Origin of the sequence: Polaribacter sp. ALD11, assembly GCF_002831685.1 — a bacterium.
Taxonomy (GTDB): Bacteria; Bacteroidota; Bacteroidia; order Flavobacteriales; family Flavobacteriaceae; genus Polaribacter.
Window position 1 is genome coordinate 3,184,445 of sequence record NZ_CP025119.1, and the last position, 21,355, is coordinate 3,205,799.

General features: G+C 30.9%; 19 protein-coding genes. 14 read left to right on the top strand and 5 right to left on the bottom strand.

Annotated features, from left to right (window positions below):
- Position 1: 1 nt before the first annotated feature.
- From CW731_RS13855 to CW731_RS13865, 3 genes are read right to left on the bottom strand one after another with little or no spacing between them, the layout of a single operon-like run.
- Entirely contained in the window at positions 2–688 is a 687-nt protein-coding gene (locus tag CW731_RS13855; protein ID WP_100947282.1) for an RluA family pseudouridine synthase, read from the bottom strand.
- A 31-nt stretch (positions 689–719) separates the two neighbouring features.
- Positions 720–1,331 carry a ribosome biogenesis GTP-binding protein YihA/YsxC gene (gene yihA / locus CW731_RS13860; protein ID WP_100947283.1) on the bottom strand — a complete coding sequence of 204 codons (612 nt, stop codon included), beginning with the start codon at positions 1,329–1,331 and terminating at the stop codon, positions 720–722.
- 4 nt (positions 1,332–1,335) lie between these two features.
- Positions 1,336–2,100: an alpha/beta fold hydrolase gene (locus CW731_RS13865; RefSeq protein WP_100947284.1), complete on the bottom strand. Its 765-nt coding sequence runs from the start codon at positions 2,098–2,100 to the stop codon at positions 1,336–1,338.
- A 207-nt stretch (positions 2,101–2,307) separates the two neighbouring features.
- Here CW731_RS13865 and CW731_RS13870 point away from each other — a divergent pair, with 207 nt between their 5' ends.
- The 13 genes from CW731_RS13870 to ftsZ all read left to right on the top strand — a co-directional run bounded on the left by CW731_RS13870 (position 2,308) and on the right by ftsZ (position 17,797).
- Positions 2,308–2,775, top strand: a complete 468-nt coding sequence (locus CW731_RS13870) for a division/cell wall cluster transcriptional repressor MraZ (RefSeq protein ID WP_100947285.1) — start codon at positions 2,308–2,310, stop codon at positions 2,773–2,775.
- Entirely contained in the window at positions 2,762–3,661 is a 900-nt protein-coding gene (gene rsmH / locus CW731_RS13875; protein ID WP_100947286.1) for a 16S rRNA (cytosine(1402)-N(4))-methyltransferase RsmH, read from the top strand. Before CW731_RS13870 ends, rsmH begins: the two co-directional genes overlap by 14 nt.
- A 1-nt stretch (position 3,662) precedes the next feature.
- A complete protein-coding gene (locus tag CW731_RS13880; RefSeq protein WP_100947287.1) occupies positions 3,663–3,992 on the top strand; it encodes an FtsL-like putative cell division protein in 330 nt (109 codons plus the stop codon).
- A gap of 56 nt (positions 3,993–4,048) precedes the next feature.
- Entirely contained in the window at positions 4,049–6,010 is a 1,962-nt protein-coding gene (locus tag CW731_RS13885) for a penicillin-binding protein (protein WP_100947288.1), read from the top strand.
- 1 nt (position 6,011) lies between these two features.
- A complete protein-coding gene (locus tag CW731_RS13890) occupies positions 6,012–7,475 on the top strand; it encodes a UDP-N-acetylmuramoyl-L-alanyl-D-glutamate--2,6-diaminopimelate ligase (protein ID WP_100947289.1) in 1,464 nt (487 codons plus the stop codon).
- Positions 7,476–7,480: 5 nt separating this feature from the next.
- Positions 7,481–8,707 (top strand): phospho-N-acetylmuramoyl-pentapeptide-transferase, encoded by a 1,227-nt coding sequence (gene mraY, locus CW731_RS13895; RefSeq protein WP_100947723.1) that lies wholly within the window; start codon positions 7,481–7,483, stop codon positions 8,705–8,707.
- A 1-nt stretch (position 8,708) separates the two neighbouring features.
- Positions 8,709–10,043 (top strand): UDP-N-acetylmuramoyl-L-alanine--D-glutamate ligase, encoded by a 1,335-nt coding sequence (murD, locus tag CW731_RS13900; RefSeq protein ID WP_100947290.1) that lies wholly within the window; start codon positions 8,709–8,711, stop codon positions 10,041–10,043.
- A gap of 79 nt (positions 10,044–10,122) precedes the next feature.
- Complete coding sequence (locus CW731_RS13905) at positions 10,123–11,313, top strand: FtsW/RodA/SpoVE family cell cycle protein (RefSeq protein WP_100947291.1); 1,191 nt, start codon at positions 10,123–10,125, stop codon at positions 11,311–11,313.
- On the top strand, positions 11,297–12,391 hold the full coding sequence (gene murG, locus CW731_RS13910) for an undecaprenyldiphospho-muramoylpentapeptide beta-N-acetylglucosaminyltransferase (protein ID WP_100947292.1): 1,095 nt from the start codon (positions 11,297–11,299) through the stop codon (positions 12,389–12,391). Before CW731_RS13905 ends, murG begins: the two co-directional genes overlap by 17 nt.
- Complete coding sequence (murC, locus tag CW731_RS13915; RefSeq protein WP_100947293.1) at positions 12,388–13,728, top strand: UDP-N-acetylmuramate--L-alanine ligase; 1,341 nt, start codon at positions 12,388–12,390, stop codon at positions 13,726–13,728. Before murG ends, murC begins: the two co-directional genes overlap by 4 nt.
- A gap of 1 nt (position 13,729) precedes the next feature.
- Entirely contained in the window at positions 13,730–14,455 is a 726-nt protein-coding gene (locus tag CW731_RS13920) for a cell division protein FtsQ/DivIB (RefSeq protein ID WP_100947294.1), read from the top strand.
- Between the two features lie 6 nt (positions 14,456–14,461).
- On the top strand, positions 14,462–15,796 hold the full coding sequence (gene ftsA / locus CW731_RS13925; protein WP_100947295.1) for a cell division protein FtsA: 1,335 nt from the start codon (positions 14,462–14,464) through the stop codon (positions 15,794–15,796).
- Between the two features lie 84 nt (positions 15,797–15,880).
- Positions 15,881–17,797 carry a cell division protein FtsZ gene (ftsZ, locus tag CW731_RS13930; protein ID WP_100947296.1) on the top strand — a complete coding sequence of 639 codons (1,917 nt, stop codon included), beginning with the start codon at positions 15,881–15,883 and terminating at the stop codon, positions 17,795–17,797.
- A 228-nt stretch (positions 17,798–18,025) separates the two neighbouring features.
- Here ftsZ and CW731_RS13935 read toward each other — a convergent pair whose 3' ends face one another.
- Positions 18,026–20,224: a M56 family metallopeptidase gene (locus tag CW731_RS13935; RefSeq protein ID WP_100947297.1), complete on the bottom strand. Its 2,199-nt coding sequence runs from the start codon at positions 20,222–20,224 to the stop codon at positions 18,026–18,028.
- Entirely contained in the window at positions 20,221–20,592 is a 372-nt protein-coding gene (locus CW731_RS13940) for a BlaI/MecI/CopY family transcriptional regulator (protein ID WP_100947298.1), read from the bottom strand. Before CW731_RS13940 ends, CW731_RS13935 begins: the two co-directional genes overlap by 4 nt.
- 125 nt (positions 20,593–20,717) lie before the next feature.
- Between CW731_RS13940 and CW731_RS13945 the strand changes: the two genes are divergently transcribed.
- Positions 20,718–21,347: a peptidylprolyl isomerase gene (locus CW731_RS13945; RefSeq protein ID WP_100947299.1), complete on the top strand. Its 630-nt coding sequence runs from the start codon at positions 20,718–20,720 to the stop codon at positions 21,345–21,347.
- The last annotated feature ends 8 nt before the right edge of the window (positions 21,348–21,355 follow it).

Here is a 21,355-nt window from a genome sequence, read left to right on the forward strand (position 1 = left end):
TTTAATTACAAGCGTCCCAAATAATATCTTTTGGTGTAGGCGCTGTAACTGCTATTTCTTCTTTAGAAACCGGATGGGTGAATTTTATTTTTCGAGCATGTAAGCTAATACTTCCATCTTTGTTCGAGCGAGGGAAGCCGTATTTTAAATCACCTTTAATAGCGCTTCCAATATGAGATAGTTGTGTTCTAATTTGATGATGTCTACCCGTTTCTAAGTCAATTTCTATCAGAAAATAGTTTTCTAATTTTTTAATAACGTTGTAATGTAGAATTGCGTTTTTACTGCCTTCAATTTCTTTCTTGTACACAAAAGATTTGTTTTTTTTCGTGTCCTTTTTTAAGAAATTAATTAAAGTATCTGCTGTTTTCTTTGGTGGACTTTTTACAAGTGCCCAGTATGTTTTATTGATGGTTTTATCGCGTAACATCTTGTTTAATCGCTCTAAAGCTTTAGATGTTCTAGCAAAAATTACAATACCAGAAGTTGGTCTATCTAATCTGTGAACAGTTCCAATAAAAACATTTCCTGGTTTGTTGTACTTATCTTTTACGTACTCTTTAATTACATCACTTAAAGGTTTGTCTCCGGTTTTATCACCTTGGGTAATATCGCCAGCTCTTTTGTTTACAATAATTATATGATTGTCTTCAAATAAAACTTGTAAATTCTCTTTAGTAGATTGCATTATAGGTTACTTAAAAAGTAAAGTGTATTTGTTATTTAAAATCTTTAGCAACATCTTCATTTACGCCATCAAGAAAAGTTAAAAACTCTTCTCTACCTAAACGAGAAGCAGAAGAAGTTAAAAAAGATGTAGGTAATGTTTCCCAATGTTGTAATAATTTCTTTTTGTAAGAAGTTATTTGCTTGTTTAGTTTAGAACTTCCTAATTTGTCTGCTTTTGTAAAAACAATGCAAAACGGAATTCGATTTTCACCCAAAAATTGCATGAAATCTAAATCTATTTTTTGCGGGTCGTGTCTAGAATCTATTAAAACAAAAGTACAAACCAATTGTTCTCTTTCTTTAAAGTAATTTTCTATAAAATATTGAAAGATTACTCTTTTCTTTTTAGAAACAGAAGCATAACCATACCCTGGTAAATCTACTAAAAACCATTCGTCATTTATTTTAAAATGATTTATAAGTTGGGTTTTTCCTGGTTTTCCAGAAATTTTTGCCAAATCTTTTCGCTCCATTAACATGTTAATTAATGAAGATTTACCAACATTAGAGCGGCCAATAAAAGCGTATTCTGGTATTCTATCCTTTGGTGCATTTATAACATTACTGTTACTCATTACAAATTCTGCAGACTTAATTTTCATTCTATTATAGGTTTCTGTCGATAAGCCATTTATGAAGAATTGTATTGAACTCTTCTGGTTGTTCCATCATTGCAGCATGTCCGCATTTATCAATCCAAAATAAATCTGAATCTGGTAAAATTTTATGAAAATCTTCTGCTACTTCTGGTGGAGTTACAATGTCTTGTTTTCCCCAAATTAAACAGGTAGGTTGTTTCATGTCTGGTAAATCGTTTGCCATATTGTGTCTAATGGCACTTTTTGCAATTGCTAAAGTTCGTATTACAGAGCTCCTATCATTTACAATTTTAAAAACGTCATCTACCATTTCCTTTGTTCCAATTGCTGGATCATAAAAAACGCCCTTTGTTTTTTCCTTTATATATTCATAGTTTCCTCTTTTAGGAAAACTATCTCCCATTGCCTTTTCATACAAGCCAGAACTTCCTGTTAAAACAAGTGCATTCACTTTTTCTTGGTAATGTTTTGTAAAATACAAACCAATGTGGCCGCCTAAAGAATTACCTAATAAAATAGCATTGTCTATTTTTTTTAACTCCATAAATTCCTTCAAAAATTCTGCTAGATTTTTAACATTTGTTTTTAAAAGAGGAAGCGAGTATAAAGGTAATTCAGGAATTAAAACTTTATATCCATTATTAGAAAAATGGTTAAATGTAGCACCGAAATTACTTAAAGCCCCCATTAATCCATGTAAAACAATTATAGCAGGTCCTTCTCCTGCTTCTGCATATGTAAATTTCCCTTCGGTTTTTAACTTGTCAGTCATCATTCAATTCGTTTTACTTTGGCGCAAATGTAATTCTTTTTTATAAAATAAATGTCGTTTTCATAAATCACTCTATTTCAATTTTTAAGACTACAGATATGCCTTTTTCGTCTTAAAAACAGATTATTTATTAACAATGTGGTTAAAAGTGGTAAAAAGTGGTAAAATTTATATATTTTTGATAACTGTTAAAACACGTTTTTATTTGTGATAAATCTAATTGGTACATACGAATGTAAGGCAGATGCTAAAGGTAGGGTGATGTTTGCGTCGGCTCTAAAGAAGCAGTTGCAACCAATTTTAAATGAGGGGTTTGTCATAAAAAGAGCAGTTTTTCAACCTTGTTTAGAGTTGTATTCTATGGAAGAATGGAGTTTAATGATGAATAAGTTGAACAAGCTGAATAAGTTTGTTAAAAAGAATAATGATTTTATTAGAAGGTTTACAGCAGGTGTAAAGGTAGTAGAATTTGATGCTGCTGGTAGAGTTTTAATCCCGAAAGATTTATGTGATTTTGCAGGAATTAAAAAACAAGTTGTTTTGTCTTCAGCGGTTAATATTATAGAAATCTGGGACAAAGACAATTATGAAAAAGCAATTGATGACGCCGCTTTAGATTTTGCAGATTTAGCTGAAGAAGTAATGGGAAATACAGAATTAGATGAAGTATCATAGTCCAGTTTTATTAAAAGAAAGCGTAGATGCATTAGCTATTAAAGAAGATGGTGTTTATGTAGATGTTACGTTTGGTGGTGGAGGTCATTCAAGAGAAATTTTGAGCAGACTTGGTGAAAACGGAAGGTTGTTTGGTTTTGATCAAGATCCTGACGCTTTAGAGAATATAATTGATGATGCACGTTTTACTTTAATACCAGAGAACTTTAGATATATTTCAAGGTTTTTAAGGTTTCATGGTGTGAAAAAAGTAGATGGAGTCTTAGCTGATTTAGGGGTTTCTTCTCATCAGTTTGATGAGGCTGAACGAGGTTTTTCTACTCGTTTTGACGGTGATTTAGACATGAGAATGAATCAGAAATCTAAGGTTTCTGCGAAGCAAATTATCGGTAGTTATTCTGAAGAAAAATTAGCAGATATTTTGTTTTTATATGGAGAATTAAGAAATTCTAGAAATATAGCAAAAACGATTGTTGAAAAAAGGCAAGAAGAAAAAATTGAAACAAGTTTTCAGTTGAAAGAGGTTTTAAAGAAATATTTACCGAATGCAAAAGAACATAAAATTTTAGCTCAAATATTTCAGGCAATTAGAATTGAAGTAAATGAAGAGTTAGATGTTTTAAAAGAATTCTTAGAACAAATGCCAAATTTATTAAAAGAAGAAGGAAGGTTGAGTGTAATCTCATATCATTCTTTAGAAGATAGATTGGTAAAGAGGTTTATAAGAACGGGCATGTTTAGTGGCGAGCCAGAAAAAGATGTTTTTGGAAATATAGATGTTCCTATGCAAAAAGTAGGGAAATTAATAATACCTAGTCAAGAAGAAATTAACATTAATAATAGAGCGCGTAGTGCTAAATTAAGAATTGCAACTTTAAGTAAGTAGGATGTCTAAAATTAAAAAAAGTGTATATGATTTTCTAAGAGGAAGTTTCCTTACAGATGAATCTGCTTTTAAAAATTGGCGCATTATAATTTTTGTAGTTGGTCTGCTTTTAATAATGATTTCAAGTTCTCATAAAGCAGATAAGAAAGTAATAAAAATCTCTGAATTAAATAAATTAAAAAGAGAATTAAGGGCTGAGTACGTAGATACTGGTACTATTTTGATGAGAATGAAAATGGAATCTAGTGTCAGAGAAAAAGCAAAACATAGAGGCTTAATGCCTTCGAAAACCCCTCCAAAGAAAATAAAAGTAACCTATAAAAACGATTAAAATTGGCAACTCACAAAAAAAGCATCCTTACTAAATTCTACTTGGTAGCTGCTTTTATGACTTTGTTTTTGTTGGCTATTATTTTTAGAGTTATCAATCTTCAATATGTTCAGGGAAATGAATATAGAAAATTAGCAACAGAACTTACAATTAGGCAAGACACTATTTATGCAAATAAAGGAAATGTGTATGCTGCAGATGGTAACTTGTTGGCAACTTCTATGTCTAAGTTTAATATTTTTATGGACTTAGTTACCGTAGATGGTACTGTTTTTGAAGAAAATATCGTAGAATTATCTACAGAGCTTTCTAAAATGTTGGGGCGTTCTTCTAGTTATTATCAGAAAAGATTAAGAGCTGCTAAGAATAAAAAAAGACGCTACTTTTTAATTGCGAGAAATATTGGGTATACAGATTATTTAAAGATGAGAAAATTTCCAATTTTTAAATTGGGAGTTTATAAAGGTGGTTTTATAGCAAAACACAGAACAGAGCGAGCGCATCCAATAGGTAAAATTGCTGAAAGAACTATTGGTTATGACGATTTTAGGGGAGAAGCAGGAATTGAAGGTGCTTTTGCAGATTATATGCAGGGTGAAAATGGGTTGAGATGGGAGCAGAAAATTGCTAAAAATCAATGGAAACCAATTACTGATTTTAATGAAAAAGAGCCAATTGATGGTCATGATATTATTACAACTATTGATGTAAATATTCAAGATATTACCCACCATGCTTTGTTAAGAACGCTCGAGTCTTTTGAGGCAGATCATGGTTGTGCGGTTGTCATGGAAACTGCAACAGGAGAAATTAAAGCAATTTCTAACTTAGGGAGAACATCGAAAGGAAAATATTTCGAAAAAAGAAATTACGCAGTTTGGGAAAGTCATGAGCCTGGTTCTACATTTAAATTGGCAAGTTTAATGGCCGCTTTAGATGATAAAGTAGTAGATACATCTACTGTTATAGATACAGAAAAAGGTAGAATTTACATTCACGGTTCTAAAGTAGAAGATTCTCATAGAGGCGGTTATGGTAAGATTTCTGTGGCTAGAGTTTTTGAAGTTTCTTCTAATGTAGGTATTGTTAAAATGATTAAAAAACATTACGATCATCAGCCAGAGAAATTTATAGAGAAATTAAAAGCATACGGATTTACAAAGCCAATTGGTTTTGAAATTAAGGGAGAAGGAATTCCTGTGGTTCCAAAACCTTCAGATAAAAGATGGAATAAAATTTCTTTAGAATGGATGTCTTGGGGGTATGGAATTTCAGTTACACCAATGCAGACTCTAATGTTTTACAATGCTGTTGCAAATAACGGAGTGATGGTGAAGCCGAGATTTGTTAAAGAGTTAAGAAGACAGGATAAAACGGAGAAGATTTTTGAAACCGTTATTGTAAATCCAAAAATTGCTTCTGATGAAACTTTAAGTAAAGTTAGAAAAGTAATGGAAAATGCAGTTGTTAAAGGAACAGGAAGAAATATATATTCTCCAAATTTTTCTATGGCAGGAAAAACAGGAACTGCTAAAAAGTATCTTCCAAAACATATTGATGAAAACGGTAAAACGGTGTATGCTGGGTATTCTAATAAACATTATGTGGCTTCATTTGCAGGTTTTTTTCCTGCAGATAAACCTAAATATTCATGTATTGTGGTAATTCATGATCCGAAAAAAGAAAAAGGATATTATGGTGCTACTGTTGCTGGACCCGTTTTTAAAGAAATTGCGCAGAAAATTTATACTACAACTCCTATAGACAACCAGTCTGTAGAAGATAAAGTCAATTTTGAAGAAATTGAAAAAAAATATTCAGCATACGATGATAAGTTAAATAAAAATTATACAGAAGTTCCTAATGTTAAAGGGATGTCTGGTATGGATGCTTTGTCTTTGTTAGAGAACATCGGTTTAAAAGTAAAAGTTTCTGGGGTTGGTAAGGTTGAATATCAATCTTTAAAAAAAGGAGAGAAATTAATAAAAGGAAATACAATCACGTTAAAATTATCTTAGTCTGAAAAATTTAAAAGACATATTATATAAGGTTTCAATAAATCAAGTTTTTGGTAACACAAATGTTGATGTGAAAAGTCTTGTTTTCGATTCTAGAAAAGTTGAAGAGAACGATGTTTTTATAGCTCAAAAAGGTGTTTCTGTAGATGGGCATTTATATATTGATAAAGCGATACATTTAGGTGCAATTGTAATTATTTGTGAAGATTTTCCGGAGGAACAAAAAGCAGGAATTACCTATGTTCAGGTTGCTGATGCAAATGTTTCTTTGGCTATTATGGCTTCCAATTTTTATGACAACCCTTCTTCTAAAATTCCATTGGTTGGTGTAACTGGTACAAATGGTAAAACTACAATTGCTTCACTTTTATATCAGTTATTTAAAAAAGCAGGGTATAAAGTTGGTTTGTTATCGACGGTTAAAGTTATGGTTGATGAAACTGAATTTAAAGCAACACATACAACACCAGATTCTGTAACAATCAATTTGTATTTAGATAAAATGATTGATGCTGGTGTAGATTACTGTTTTATGGAAGTGAGTTCTCATGGAATTCATCAAAAAAGAACAGAAGGGTTAACTTTTGCTGGCGGAATTTTTACAAACTTATCTCATGATCATTTAGATTACCACGATACGTTTGCTGAATATAGAGATGTAAAAAAATATTTTTTCGATTCTTTACCAAAAACTGCTTTTGCGCTCACAAATATAGACGATAAGAATGGCGACTTTATGTTGCAAAACACCAAAGCTAAAAAGAAAACCTACGCTTTAAAAACGTTGGCAGATTTTAAGGTTAAGATTTTAGAAAAACAATTATCTGGAACTTTAATTTCTGTGGATGGAACTGAAGTTTGGACAAAGTTAATAGGTGTTTTTAATATTTATAATTTAACTGCAATTATTGCAACTGCAGAATTATTAGGGTTAGAAAAACTAGAAGTTTTAACAATTGTTAGTGCGTTAGAAAGTGTTAGTGGGCGTTTTGAGTATGTAGTTTCAAGTGACGGAGTAACTGCAATTATAGATTATGCACACACGCCAGATGCATTAAAAAATGTATTAGAAACTATTAATGATATTAGAACCAATAATGAAAAAGTAATTACAGTTGTTGGTTGTGGTGGTGATAGAGATAAAAGTAAAAGACCAAAAATGGCACATATTGCTTCACAATTAAGTAATCAAGTAATTTTTACGTCAGACAATCCAAGAACAGAAAACCCACAAACTATTTTAGATGAAATGGAAGTTGGGGTTTCATCAGAAAACTATAAAAAAACATTAACAGTTTTAGAAAGAAGACAAGCAATTAAAACGGCTTGTAAATTTTCTGAAACGGGAGACATTATACTTATTGCCGGAAAAGGACATGAAAATTATCAAGAAATTAATGGCGTTCGTGCTCATTTTGATGATTTAGAAGAAGTGAAGAGTTGTTTCAATCAGTTAAAAAATTAGTAAACATGCTGTATTATTTATTTCAATATTTAGAAAGTCAATTTAGTTTTCCAGGAGCAAGTGTGTTTCAGTTTATCACATTTAGAGCTGCAGCGGCTTTTATTTTCTCTTTACTAATTTCGGCAATTTATGGTAAAAGAATTATCAATTTTTTACAAAAACAGCAGGTTGGTGAGTCTATTAGAGATCTTGGTTTAGAAGGTCAGGTTCAAAAAGCGGGTACGCCAACAATGGGTGGAATTATTGTCATTCTAGCTACCTTAATTCCGGTGCTTTTATTAGCTAAATTAGATAATATTTATGTAGTTATTTTGATAATTACAACCGTTTGGATGGGTTTAATAGGTTTTCTAGATGATTATATTAAAGTATTTAAGAAAGACAAAGCTGGCTTAAAAGGACGGTTTAAAATTCTTGGGCAAGTTGGCTTAGGAATTATTGTAGGTTCTATGTTATATTTTCATGACGATGTAACTATTAAAGAGCAATTACCTATAGAACAACAAGTAATGCAAGATAACGGAAGGACAAAGGTTTTTGGGGAGGTTCATAAATCTACTAAAACAACAGTTCCTTTCTTAAAAGATAATGAATTAGATTATACAAAAGCTTTGAGTTTCTTGGGTGAAGGCTATGAAAAATACGGGTGGATTGTTTTCATCTTTATCGTTGTTTTTATCGTTACAGGAATTTCAAACGGAGCAAATTTAACAGACGGAATTGATGGTTTAGCCGCAGGTTCATCTGCAATTATAGTGATAACACTCGCTGTTTTTGCATGGGTTTCTGGAAATATCATTTTCGCAGATTATTTAGACGTCATGTATATACCTAATTCCGGAGAAATGACCGTTTTTATACTTGCTTTTGCAGGTGCTTTAATTGGGTTTCTTTGGTATAATACCTATCCAGCTCAGGTTTTTATGGGAGATACGGGTAGTTTAACTATTGGAGGAATTATAGCGGTTATAGCAATTGCCATTAGAAAAGAATTGTTGTTGCCAATTTTAGCAGGAATTTTTGTTATCGAAAATTTGTCTGTAATCATGCAAGTTTCTTGGTTTAAATACACGAAAAAGAAGTTTGGAGAAGGAAGAAGAGTCTTTAGAATGGCACCATTACATCACCATTATCAAAAATTAAGTTACCACGAAAGTAAAATTGTAGTCCGTTTTTGGATTATAGGAATTCTTTTAGCAGTATTTACAATTGTCACTTTAAAATTAAGATAAAGTGAAGAGGTTAGTAATACTCGGCGGAGGAGAAAGTGGTGTTGGTACAGCTATTTTAGGAAAACAAAAAGGGTACGAAGTTTTTGTTTCAGATAAAGGAGAAATATCAAAAAAATATAAACAAGTTCTTTTAAATAACGAGATAGATTTTGAGGAGAAAAATCATACAGAAAGCAAAATTTTAAATGCAGATGTAGTGATGAAAAGTCCTGGAATTCCAGATAAGGTTCCTTTAATTTTAAAATTGAAAGAAAAAGGAATAAAAATAATTTCAGAAATTGAGTTTGCATCGAAATACACAACTGCAAATATTATAGGAATTACGGGTTCAAACGGAAAAACAACTACGACGTTATTAATGCATCATATTTTAAAAGGCGCAGGTTTTAATGTTGGTGTTGCTGGTAATATTGGCGATAGTTTTGCGCAACAAGTTGCCCAAGAATCGTATGATAATTATGTGTTAGAATTAAGTAGTTTTCAGTTAGACGGAATTGAGAACTTCAATAGTCATATTGCAATTTTAACAAATATAACACCAGATCATTTAGACAGGTACGAATATAATTTTGAGAAATATATAGATTCAAAATTTAGAATTACAAAGAATCAAAAAGCGACCGATTACTTAATTTATGATGCAGATAATGAAGCAATCAATAATTGGTTAAAAAAGAATAAAACAAAAGCAAAATTAGTTCCGTTTTCTATAGAAAGAGAATTAGAATACGGTGCTTTTTTGAAAAACAATAACATTACAATCAACATAAATAAAGACACTTTTAATATGCCTATATCAGCTTTAACAGTAAAGGGAAAACATAACGTTAAAAATGCAATGGCTGCTACAATGGCGGCACAATTATTAAATGCTAGAAAGCAGGCGATTAAAGAAAGTTTAGAAGATTTTGAAGGAGTAGAACATCGTTTAGAGAATGTTGGAAAAGTAAATGGTGTTGAATATATTAATGACTCTAAAGCTACCAATGTAAATGCAACTTTCTATGCTTTAGAGTGTATGGATAGACAAACTGTTTGGATTGTTGGTGGTGTTGATAAAGGAAATGATTACAATGATTTGTTGCCTTTGGTAAGAGAAAAGGTAAAGGCAATTGTTTGTTTAGGTATAGATAATGAAAAAATAAAAAACATGTTTGGCAACGTAGTTGATATTGTTGTAGAGACTGCGGGAGCCGAAGAGGCTGTTAAAGTAGCGCATAAATTATCTGAATCTGGAGATGCTGTTTTATTGTCGCCAGCTTGTGCAAGTTTCGATTTGTTTGAGAATTATGAAGATAGAGGTCGTCAATTTAAAGCAGCAGTAAGAGACTTGTAAAAAGGTATAATCGTTTAATTAAAGTGAAGTCAAAATTTATTTATACAAAACCAATAACCTAGGAAACTAGAAACTTATAATGAAAACTATTTTTCAACATATAAAAGGAGATAAAACCATTTGGGCAATTGTTGCTGCTTTGGCAATATTCTCATTTATGCCTGTGTATAGCGCAAGTACAAACTTGGTGTATGTTGTAGGTTCTGGTTCTACATTTGGGTATTTAGTAAAGCACATGGTTTTATTAATTATGGGTTTTTCAATTATCTATGGTGTACATAAAATTCCGTATAGATATTTTTCTGGAGGAGCTGTTTTAATGTTGCCAATAGTAATTATTTTGCTAATTTTTACGTTAGCACAAGGAACCACAATTGGTGGAGCAAATGCAAGTAGATGGATTCGGATTCCGTTTGTAGGTATTGGCTTTCAGACATCTACATTGGCTGGTTTAGTTTTAATGGTTTTTGTAGCAAGGTATTTGGCTAGAAATAAAGAAAAAGAAATTAAATTTAAAGAAAGTCTGTTACAGTTGTGGTTGCCAGTAGGACTGGTTTTAATTTTGATTTTACCAGCCAATTTTTCGACAACAGCTATTATTTTTACAATGATTTTAGTCATGGTTTTTATTGGTGGCTACCCTTTAAAGTACATTGGTTTTATACTAGGTGCAGGAATTTTAGCATTGTCTTTTTTTATATTAATTGCAAAAGCGTTTCCAGATGCAATGCCAAATAGGGTTCAAACCTGGCAAAGTAGAATAGAAAGTTTTTCGGGAGAAGAAGGTAAAGAGGCATACCAAGTAGAAAAAGCAAAAATAGCAATTGCAACTGGTGGTCCATTAGGAGTTGGTCCTGGTAAAAGTGTTCAGAAAAACTTTTTACCACAATCATCATCAGATTTTATTTATGCAATTATTGTTGAAGAATATGGTCTTTTGGGAGCAATTACAGTAGTGTTTGTGTATTTTTTATTACTCTTTAGAGTCTTTGTTGTTTTAAAGAAAACGACAACAATTTTTGGAACATTATTAGTAGTAGGTGTTGGTTTGCCTATTATTTTTCAGGCAATAATAAATATGGCAGTAGCTACTAATTTATTTCCTGTAACAGGACAAACTTTACCGCTAATTAGTAGTGGAGGTACTTCTATTTGGATGACGTGTTTTGCACTTGGAATGATTTTAAGCGTAAGTGCATCAAAAGAAGAAACAGAAGAAGATATTTTAGATGATAACCCTTTAGATATTTTACATGAAACAATCGCTTAACATATTAATTTCTGGAGGTGGAACTGGCGGGCATATTTACCCTGCAATTGCAATAGCAAATGAATTAAAGTTTCGTTATCCTAATGCAAAATTTCTTTTTATCGGAGCAAAAGATAAAATGGAAATGGAAAAAGTACCACAAGCGGGTTATGAAATTAAAGGATTGTGGATTTCTGGAATTCAAAGAAAGTTAACGAAAGATAATTTGTCTTTTCCTTTTAAATTGATGAATAGTTTATGGAATGCTTCAAAGATAATTAAAAAATTTAAGCCAGATATTGCGATTGGTACAGGGGGGTTTGCAAGCGGACCAACATTAATTATGGCGGGTAGAAAGAGAATTCCTACATTAATTCAAGAACAGAATTCATACCCAGGAATTACCAATAAATTATTAAGTAAGAAAGCAAAAAAAATTTGTGTTGCATACGATAATTTAGATCGTTTTTTTCCTTTAGATAAAATAGTAAAAACAGGAAACCCTGTTCGTCAAGATTTATTGTCTATCGATTCTAAAAGAGAAGAAGGTAAAAACTTTTTTAAATTAGATGATACAAAGAAAACTGTTTTGGTTCTAGGTGGAAGTTTAGGGGCGAGAAAAATAAATCAATTAGTAGAAAGTAATTTAAATTTCTTTAAAGATCAAGGAATTCAGGTTATTTGGCAATGTGGAAAACTATATTTTGAAGAGTATAAGAAATATAATGAGTTAGCACATGTACAAGTGTATCAATTTATTAATAGAATGGATTTTGGTTATGCTGCTGCTGATATAATTATCTCTAGAGCTGGTGCAAGTTCAGTTTCAGAATTATGTATTGTTGGTAAGCCAGTTGTGTTTGTTCCTTCACCAAACGTTGCAGAAGATCATCAAACAAAAAATGCGAAATCTATTGTAGAAAAAGATGCCGCTTTAATGATAAAAGAAAGTGAATTAGATACCTTTTCAGTGGTGTTCGAATCATTGTTAAAGGATATTGAAAAGCAACAAGTTTTATCAGAAAATATTAAAAAATTAGCACTACCAAGTGCAACAAAAGATATTGTTGACGAAGTTGAAAAATTATTAAAAAAGTGAATTTAAAAAAGATACATAACGTTTATTTTGTCGGAATTGGTGGCATAGGAATGAGTGCAATTGCTCGTTATTTTGCTGCGAATGGAAAAAATGTGGCTGGTTATGATAAAACACCTTCTCAAATTACAAAAGATTTAGAGGGGTTAGGTGTTGAAATTCACTTTGAGGATGCTGTGAAAAATATTCCAATTTCATTTTTGAATACAGAAAAGACATTGGTTATTTATACACCGGCTGTTCCAAAAACTCATAATGAATTCAATTATTTTGTAGATAATAAATTTACGGTTTTAAAAAGAGCAGAAATTCTAGGTAAAATTACAGAGACTACATTTTGTTTAGCAGTTGCAGGAACGCATGGTAAAACAACTACATCTTCCATTTTAGGGCATATTATGGCAGGCGTAAAGGCAACTTCTTTTTTAGGTGGAATTGCAGAGAATTACAATTCAAATTTAATTTTAGGTGAGGATAAAATTTCTGTTGTAGAAGCAGATGAATTTGATCGATCATTTTTACAATTAAGTCCGAATATTGCCTGTGTAACTTCTATGGATGCAGATCATTTAGATATTTATAAAAATCCGGAAGCGCTAACAGCATCTTTTATCGAGTTTTCTAATAAAGTTTCAGATACTTTAATTGTAGCAAAAGGATTGCCTTTAGAGGGGTTAACGTATTCAATTAATGAAGATTCAGATTATAAAGCTTCTAATTTAAAAATAGAAAATGGCACGTATATTTTTGATGTAAAAACACCTTCATCAGAAATAAAAAATATTACATTCCATTTACCAGGACAGCATAATATTATGAATGCTTTGGCTGCTTTGGCAATGGCAGATGTATATGGAATTTCGTTAGAAAATATCAAACAAAGTCTAGCTGATTTTAAAGGAGTAAAACGTAGATTTGCATATAAAATAAAAACAGATAGTTTTGTTTTAATTGATGATTATGCACATCACCCAACAGAAATAAATGCAGTAGAAAACGCTGTGAGAGAAATGTACCCTGATGAGAAAATTTTGGTCGTTTTTCAACCTCATTTGTTTTCAAGAACAAAAGATTTTATAGATGATTTTGCAGCTGCTTTAACAAAGTTTGATGAAATTATACTATTAGATATTTATCCTGCAAGAGAAATTCCAATTGCCGGTGTAGACTCTAATTGGGTGTTGAGTAAGATTGAAAATAAGCAGAAAAAAATGTCTCAAAAAAATAATTTAGTAAAAGATATTAAAAATTCTGAAGCAAAAGTAGTGGTTATGTTGGGTGCAGGAGATATTGGAGTGATGATAAATGAGGTGACAAAAGAACTTTTAAAAGAACTATAATATGAGGCTTAAAAGAATCTTAAAATACCTGCTATTTGTTGTTATAATTGGTTTTTTTAGCTTTTTATATAGCTTTACTTCTGTTAGAAATGAACAGAAAAAAGTAACAAAAATAGAAGTAAAATTTGAAGAAGGAAACAATAATTTCTTGACACATGCTATGGTTAACAAATTGTTAATACAAAATGATACAATAGTAACAAACCAAGCAAAATCTGTAATAGATTTATACAAATTAGAGAATAATGTGTCTAAAAACCCTTATGTTGAAAATGCAGCCGTTTTTTTAACTATTGGAGGTGTGTTAAAATCGACCATAAAACAGCGTACGCCTGTAGCAAGAATTATTTCTAGTAAAGATTCTTATTATATTGACAAACAGGGTGTAACGATTCCGTTGTCTAGTAACTATTCGGCAAGGGTATTGTTGGTTTCAGGTGTTGAAAATAAGGAAGATATTCAGGCAGTTTTGCCTTTAATATCAACTATTTTAGAAGATAATTTTTTACAAAAAGAAATTGTTGGAATTGTAAAGTCTGACGTTGATGCGTATGAGTTTTCTGTAAGAAGTGGAGATTATAAGATCGATTTCGGAAAATTAAAGGATGTTGAAATAAAATTTAGTAAGTTAAAAGCGTTTTATAATACAACGTATAAAGATAAAACGATACAAGAATATAAAACAATTACTGTAAAATATCACAACCAAGTTGTGTGCACAAAATAAATCAAAATGGAAAACAATAAAATAGCTGTTGGTTTAGATATTGGTACAACCAAAATTGTTGCCATGATTGGTCGTAAAAACGAATATGACAAAATAGAAGTTGTTGGTATTGGAAAAGCGAAAAGTTTAGGCGTAAAACGTGGTGTTGTAAGTAATATTACACAAACAATACAATCTATTCAGCAAGCTGTAGATGAAGCGGAAAGTGTTTCTGGTCTTAAAATAGAGGAAGTTGTTGTAGGTATTGCTGGTCAGCATATTAGAAGTTTACATCATTCAGATTATATTACAAGAAATGATGCCGAAGAAGTAATTAATGATACAGACATAGAAAATTTAGTAAATCAAGTTCATAAATTGGTAATGTTGCCAGGAGAAGAAATTATTCATGTGTTACCACAAGAATTTAAAGTAGATTCTCAGGCAGATATTAAAGAACCAATTGGTATGTATGGAGGTCGTCTAGAAGCGAATTTTCATGTAGTTGTTGGGCAAGTTTCATCAATTAGAAATATTGGACGTTGTGTTAAAAGTGCTGGTTTAGACTTAAGTGATATCACTTTAGAACCCTTAGCATCTGCATCTGCAGTATTAAGTTTAGAAGAAAAAGAAGCAGGTGTTGCTTTAATCGATATCGGTGGTGGAACAACAGATTTAGCCATTTTTAAAGATGGTATTATTAGACATACAGCAGTAATTCCGTTTGGCGGAGGTGTAATTACAGACGATATTAAAGAAGGTTGTTCTATTATAGAAAAGCAGGCAGAATTATTGAAAATTAAATTTGGTTCTGCGTGGCCTGGTGAAAACAAAGAAACAGAGATTGTTTCAATTCCCGGTTTAAGAGGAAGAGAACCGAAAGAAATTACATTAAAGAATTTATCAAAGATTATACATGCAAGAGTGCAAGAAATTATTGAGCATGTGTATTTAGAAATAAAAAATTATGGACACGAGACTGCAAAAGGAAAATTAATTGCAGGAATTGTGTTAACAGGTGGAGGTGCACAATTAAAACATTTACGTCAGTTAGTAGAATATATTACGGGTATGGATGCTCGAATTGGTTTCCCTAATGAGCATTTAGCAGGAGATTCAGACGATGCTTTATCTAGTCCTGCCTACGCAACCGCAGTTGGTTTGCTAATGGAAGGTTTGAGTAAAGATTCTAAAGAAGAAGAAATTATAGAGGAAGCAATTGAAGAAATTTTAAATCCTATTGAAGAAGAGGTCGAAGAAGTACCTCCAATACAAGAAGAAAAGCCGAAGGCCAAAAAGAAAAGGTCTTTTTTTGAAAAATTTACAGAAAGTCTAAAAGATTTTTTAGACAACGCAGAATAAAAGTACATTAAATAAGTTGGTAGTTCTTAACTAGGGGTTAAGGAGTAAAGAAAAAAAAATATTAAAATATAATAGAACGTTATTATGAGCACAGAATTTGATAACATTTCATTTGACATGCCAAAAACACAATCTAACACAATTAAAGTAATTGGTGTTGGTGGTGGTGGAAGCAATGCAGTAAATCATATGTACACGCAACAAATTAGAGGTGTAGACTTCGTAATTTGTAATACAGATGCACAAGCATTAGAAAATAGTCCAGTTCCTAATAAAATACAGTTAGGAGTAAGCCTAACATCTGGTTTGGGTGCAGGTGCAAATCCGGAAGTTGGAGCACAGGCAGCTAAAGAAAGCATGCAAGAAATTCAGCAAATGTTAAATACCCAGACAAAAATGGTATTTATAACTGCAGGAATGGGTGGAGGAACAGGAACAGGAGCAGCGCCAATTATAGCAAAAATTGCAAAAGATATGGACGTTCTTACCGTTGGTATTGTAACCATGCCTTTTGCTTTTGAAGGAAGAAGACGTGCGTCACAAGCTCAATTAGGAATCGATCAATTACGCCAAAATGTAGATTCTTTAATTGTAATTAATAATAATAAACTTCGTGAAGTTTATGGAAACCTTGGTTTTAAAGCTGGTTTCTCTAAAGCAGATGAAGTTTTATCTACAGCTTCTCGTGGTATTGCAGAGGTAATTACGCATCACTATAAACAAAATATTGATTTACATGATGCTAAAACAGTACTTTCTAATAGCGGAACAGCAATTATGGGGTCTGCAAAAGAAGAAGGTAAAGACAGAGCAAAAACAGCGATTGTAAAAGCGTTGGATTCTCCGTTATTGAATGACAATAAAATTACTGGAGCCAAAAATGTATTGCTATTAATTGTTTCTGGTACTAATGAAGTTACTTTAGATGAAATAGGAGAGATTAACGACTATATTCAAGATGAAGCTGGTTACGACGCTAATATTATTATGGGGGTTGGTGAAGATGAAGAGTTAGGAGATTCTATTGCTGTAACGATTGTTGCTACAGGTTTTGCAAAAGATCAACAAAGTACAATTACAAATACAGAAGTTAAAAAAATTGTTCACACATTAGAAGATGAACAAAAAGCAACTTATAATTTTGAAGAAAAGACAGTTTCTAAATCTCCAACTTTCGATCAGCCAATTTCTAATGTTGTTCAACAAAAAACAGTACACACGCTAGAGGAAGATGTAGTTGTTGAGGTGGTAAAGCCTTCTCCTAGAATGGGAATGGATTTGATTCCTACTTCTCAAATTATTGCAAGTATGCCTGTTTCTTATGATGAAATTTCTTTAGATGTTGTTTCTGATGAAGATTTTATTATTACGGATGCTGCACCAGTAGTTAAAGAAATTATAGAAGAGCCAAAACAAATGCAAGCAGATTTATTGTTTGACCTTCCTTTGAATTCTCATACAGAAGTAAAAGCAGAAGAAGATATTAAAAAAATCAATTTAAATGTGGAAAGAGCTGTAAATGTAAATGATATTGATGTTTTTGAAGCAAAAGAAGTAGTTCTTGAAAATAAAACAAATGAAAAACGCTATGTTTTAGAAGATTTTGATGCAAAACCAACTATTGGTAAAAGTTCTCACATCGTCGCAAAAGAAGCAATTGTTGAAGATGAAATTCAATTTGAATTAAAAACGGCGACACCACAGATAAAAAGTGCTATAGTAACTTCTAATGAAGAGGTTTCTCCTTTAGATTTAACAATTTCAGAATTGCAACAAAGAGCAGAAGAGAGACGTCAAAAAATGAAAGGTTTTAATTACAAGTTCAATGACCAATTGAATAAAAATGTAGATGAAATCTCACGTCAACCAGCTTATAAAAGACAGGGTTTAGACTTAAATGTAAATGCGCCAATAAGTAGATCTCAAACAGCTATTAGAACAGATGATGATAATATAGATTTTAAATCTAATAACTCTTTTTTACATGATAATGTAGATTAATTTTACTAAAATTTTTTCTATAAAAAATCAAAAACGCATCAAAAATTAATTTGATGCGTTTTTTTTCTTTAATTTAAATCTAGACTTAATTATTAGTCATACCAAATTTATCAATTTTTACATTATTTGTAGTGAAATTTATTTCCAAGCGCAACCTATAAAACATTTTAACTCTAATCGGTTCTTCTTTTTTGTAAAAGTAATTTCGAAATTGGTAACAGTAATTTTTTACTTTTTATTTACTATTGAAGGTGGCGGAGGAGCATTGCCATTGCTGGTTCTTTTCTTCCAATCTGAATATGCTTTTTTAGCTTTTAAAATTTCTTCATTTGAAGCATTTGGAGCAGGAGGTGGTGGTGGGATTAATAATTTATCTTCCTCTGTTAATTCATTTTTTAATTTATAAAAGACTTTATTATTCTTTTTTAATTTTAAATATGGGGCATGTGGAAGAATTGGTCTTGTTACTTTCTTTTTATCTTCTTTTGAAAGTTTAAAATATAAAGTTCCTAATTTAGAAAATTTACCTTTTAATTCTTCTTGTCTTTCTCTAGAACTTCTTACAAAGTGAGGTTTTTCTTGTCTATCTTCTTCATAATAATTATTTTTCCTGTTATAAACATTTAAAGGTGAGTTTACTCTTTCGTATAACTTCTTAACATCTTCTAGCTGTAACTGAATTGGACTAATACTTTGTTTAGATGATTTACTACTATGGATAGTAGCATCTATATAATTTTTATTAACTCTTTTACTTGGAATATTGTCATTAAATTTACAAAATATTTTTCCATCAAAATATATTTTTGTAACATGATTTCCTGGAATTATATTACTTGAACTCGCCTTTCTATTGGAAATAGAAGCCCCTTTTTCGTTGGTTTGTTTACCTTCTTTATTATAGTATTTTGTTTTATTGCCAACAGTTACAAAATAATGGTTTATTCCATTTATATCTTTAAAACCAGTATTAACTTTTTCTCCACTGTGTTTAGAATAATTTTCTTCTACTGTTTCAATCTTAGGATTTTCAATAATTTTAATTTTTTCTCCGTTAGGTAATTTTTGCCATTCAGCTTCACCCAATTTTTTGTGAATTTCCTTATAAATTTCAAAGTCTTTAACTCTTTTTGTATTCTGAGCTTTAAAATATTCTTTGGTTTCTAAACTTGCTTGGTTTTTTTGAGGGAAACGTTTGCTTCTTGCGTTTTTGTGTACAAAACTGTTAGAATATCTGGCAAAATCTGAATTCTTATATTTATTTAAAACTTCATTTTTAACAACTTTTCCATCAATCCAAACCGCATATTTAGTGTTGTCTTTTAAATCTTCGAATTGCTTTTTTGTAGGGATTTTTTTTTCAAGTTTTAAAGGTGGAGGCGGAATTAATCGCCCCTTTTCTTCAGTATTTAATTCCTGATATTTTTTAATAATATATTTACCATCTTTACCTTTTCTTTGAGTGGTTAAATTTTTATAATAATATTCTTTATATAGATTTTCTTCAGATTTATCTTTAAAAGGAACATCTTCAACAATTGTCTCAATAATTTCTTCTTTTTCCTGTGCTTCAACTCTTTCTGCAAAGAGGAAGACAAACCCTGTTAAAAGCGGAATTACCGCCAGTTTTTTTAACAAGATGATGCTGCGTGAACTTTGTGTTGTCATCATTTTTAATCGTTTTTTAGTAAGTGAATAATTCAAATTACTGGCCAAGTAATATTCGTTGTTCCAAGCAGCTTTATTCAATAATAAATACTGGTATTGGAACGTGTTTTTATGTTGATTGATTACGTTTTCGTCTGCTAAAAATTCATGATTTAATTGAACAGCTTTCTTTAAGAATATATAAAGCGGATTGATCCAAAAAACAGCTTGTAATAATTCAATAATTAAAACATCAAAGGTGTGTTTTTGGGTTACGTGCGTTAATTCATGTGTAAAAAGCTCTTCTTCAATTTCTCCGTTTTCATAAGCAGCTTTATTTATAAAGATGTAGCTCCAGAACGTATGTGGTAGAATTTTGTCTGTTACCAAAATTAAGGTCGCATGGTCTTGTTTTATTTTTTCGTTTATATTGATTTTCTTAATTATTTTAAATAAATTATAACTAAATCGAAGTAAGAATAGTGCAGAAATCAAACAATAGATGCCTATTAGAATTTGATAATAATCGATGGTGCTTTCTTTAGTAATTAACACTGAATTATTAATGTAATTTGGAACTATAGTTACATCTCTTGTAGCTATTATTTCTTGCTTTATATAGGTTGTAAATGTTGTTAGCGGAGCTAAAAAAGAAAACAAAACACTTCCTAATAAGTAGAAACGGTTAAAGTTGTGCATCTTCTCTTTTTCTAAAACAAGGTGATAGAAAAATAATAATAATGCGAGGCAACTTGCAGATTTTAGAATGTAAATAATCATTTCTGTTGCTTTTTAATTTGATTGTCAATTATCTTCTTTAAGTCTTCTAATTCTTCTGTAGAAAGGTTTGTTTCTTTGGTAAAGAAAGACGCAAACTGACTCGCAGAATCGTTGAAAAAGTTTTTAATCAACCCGTTTACATGATTAGAAAAATAATCTGTCTTTTTAATCAACGGATAATATTCTCTCGATTTTCCAAATAATTTATAGTTGATAAAACCTTTGTCGTTTATTCGTTTTAATAAAGTAGCTACGGTTGTTGTTGCAGGTTTTGGTTCTGGGAAATCTTCTAATAAATCCTTTAAAAATGCCTTTTTACGTTTCCATAAATATTGCATTAATTGTTCTTCAGTTTTAGATAATTGCATAATTAAGCTATTTATTACTCTACAAACATAGAAGAAAAAAATGTATTCTACAAATGTAGAGTACATGTTTAATTTATGATTTTGTTATATTTGCTGCTATTAAAGAGAAAAACCAACGAAAATAAATGAAAAATAAAATAGTATTATTAGCAATTGTTGTTCTTTTATCTGCTTGCGCAACTAAAAAATTCAAAAAAAAATGGTTAGAAAAGGAAGCACCAATTAGTTTTAAAGCAAGATTTGAAACGACTCAGGGTAATTTTGATATTGAAGCAAAAAGAGAATGGTCTCCAAAAGGGGTTGATAGATTGTATCAATTAATTAAATATGAGTATTATAATGATGTAGCTATTTATAGAGTAGTGCCAAATTTTGTTGCGCAATTTGGAATACACAACGATTCCTTAATAAACAAAAGTTGGTCTAACAAAGGTATCGAAGATGAGCCAGTTGTAATGAAAAACGATTCGATGACCATTTCATTTGCAAGAGGTGGCGTAAAAACAAGAACGAATCAGATTTTTATCAATTTAAAGGATAATGATCGTTTAAATACCTTAGCGTATTCTGGTGTTACAGGTTTTCCTGTGGTAGCAAAAGTGATTTCTGGTCAAGAAAATGTGCTGAAATTCTATGATGGATATGGCGATAAATTAGGAAGGCAACAAGGGGAAATTAACAAACGTGGAAATACTTTTTTAAGAAAAGAATATCCGAAAGTAGATTACATTATAAAAGCATATTTTATTAAATAAAAAAAAGC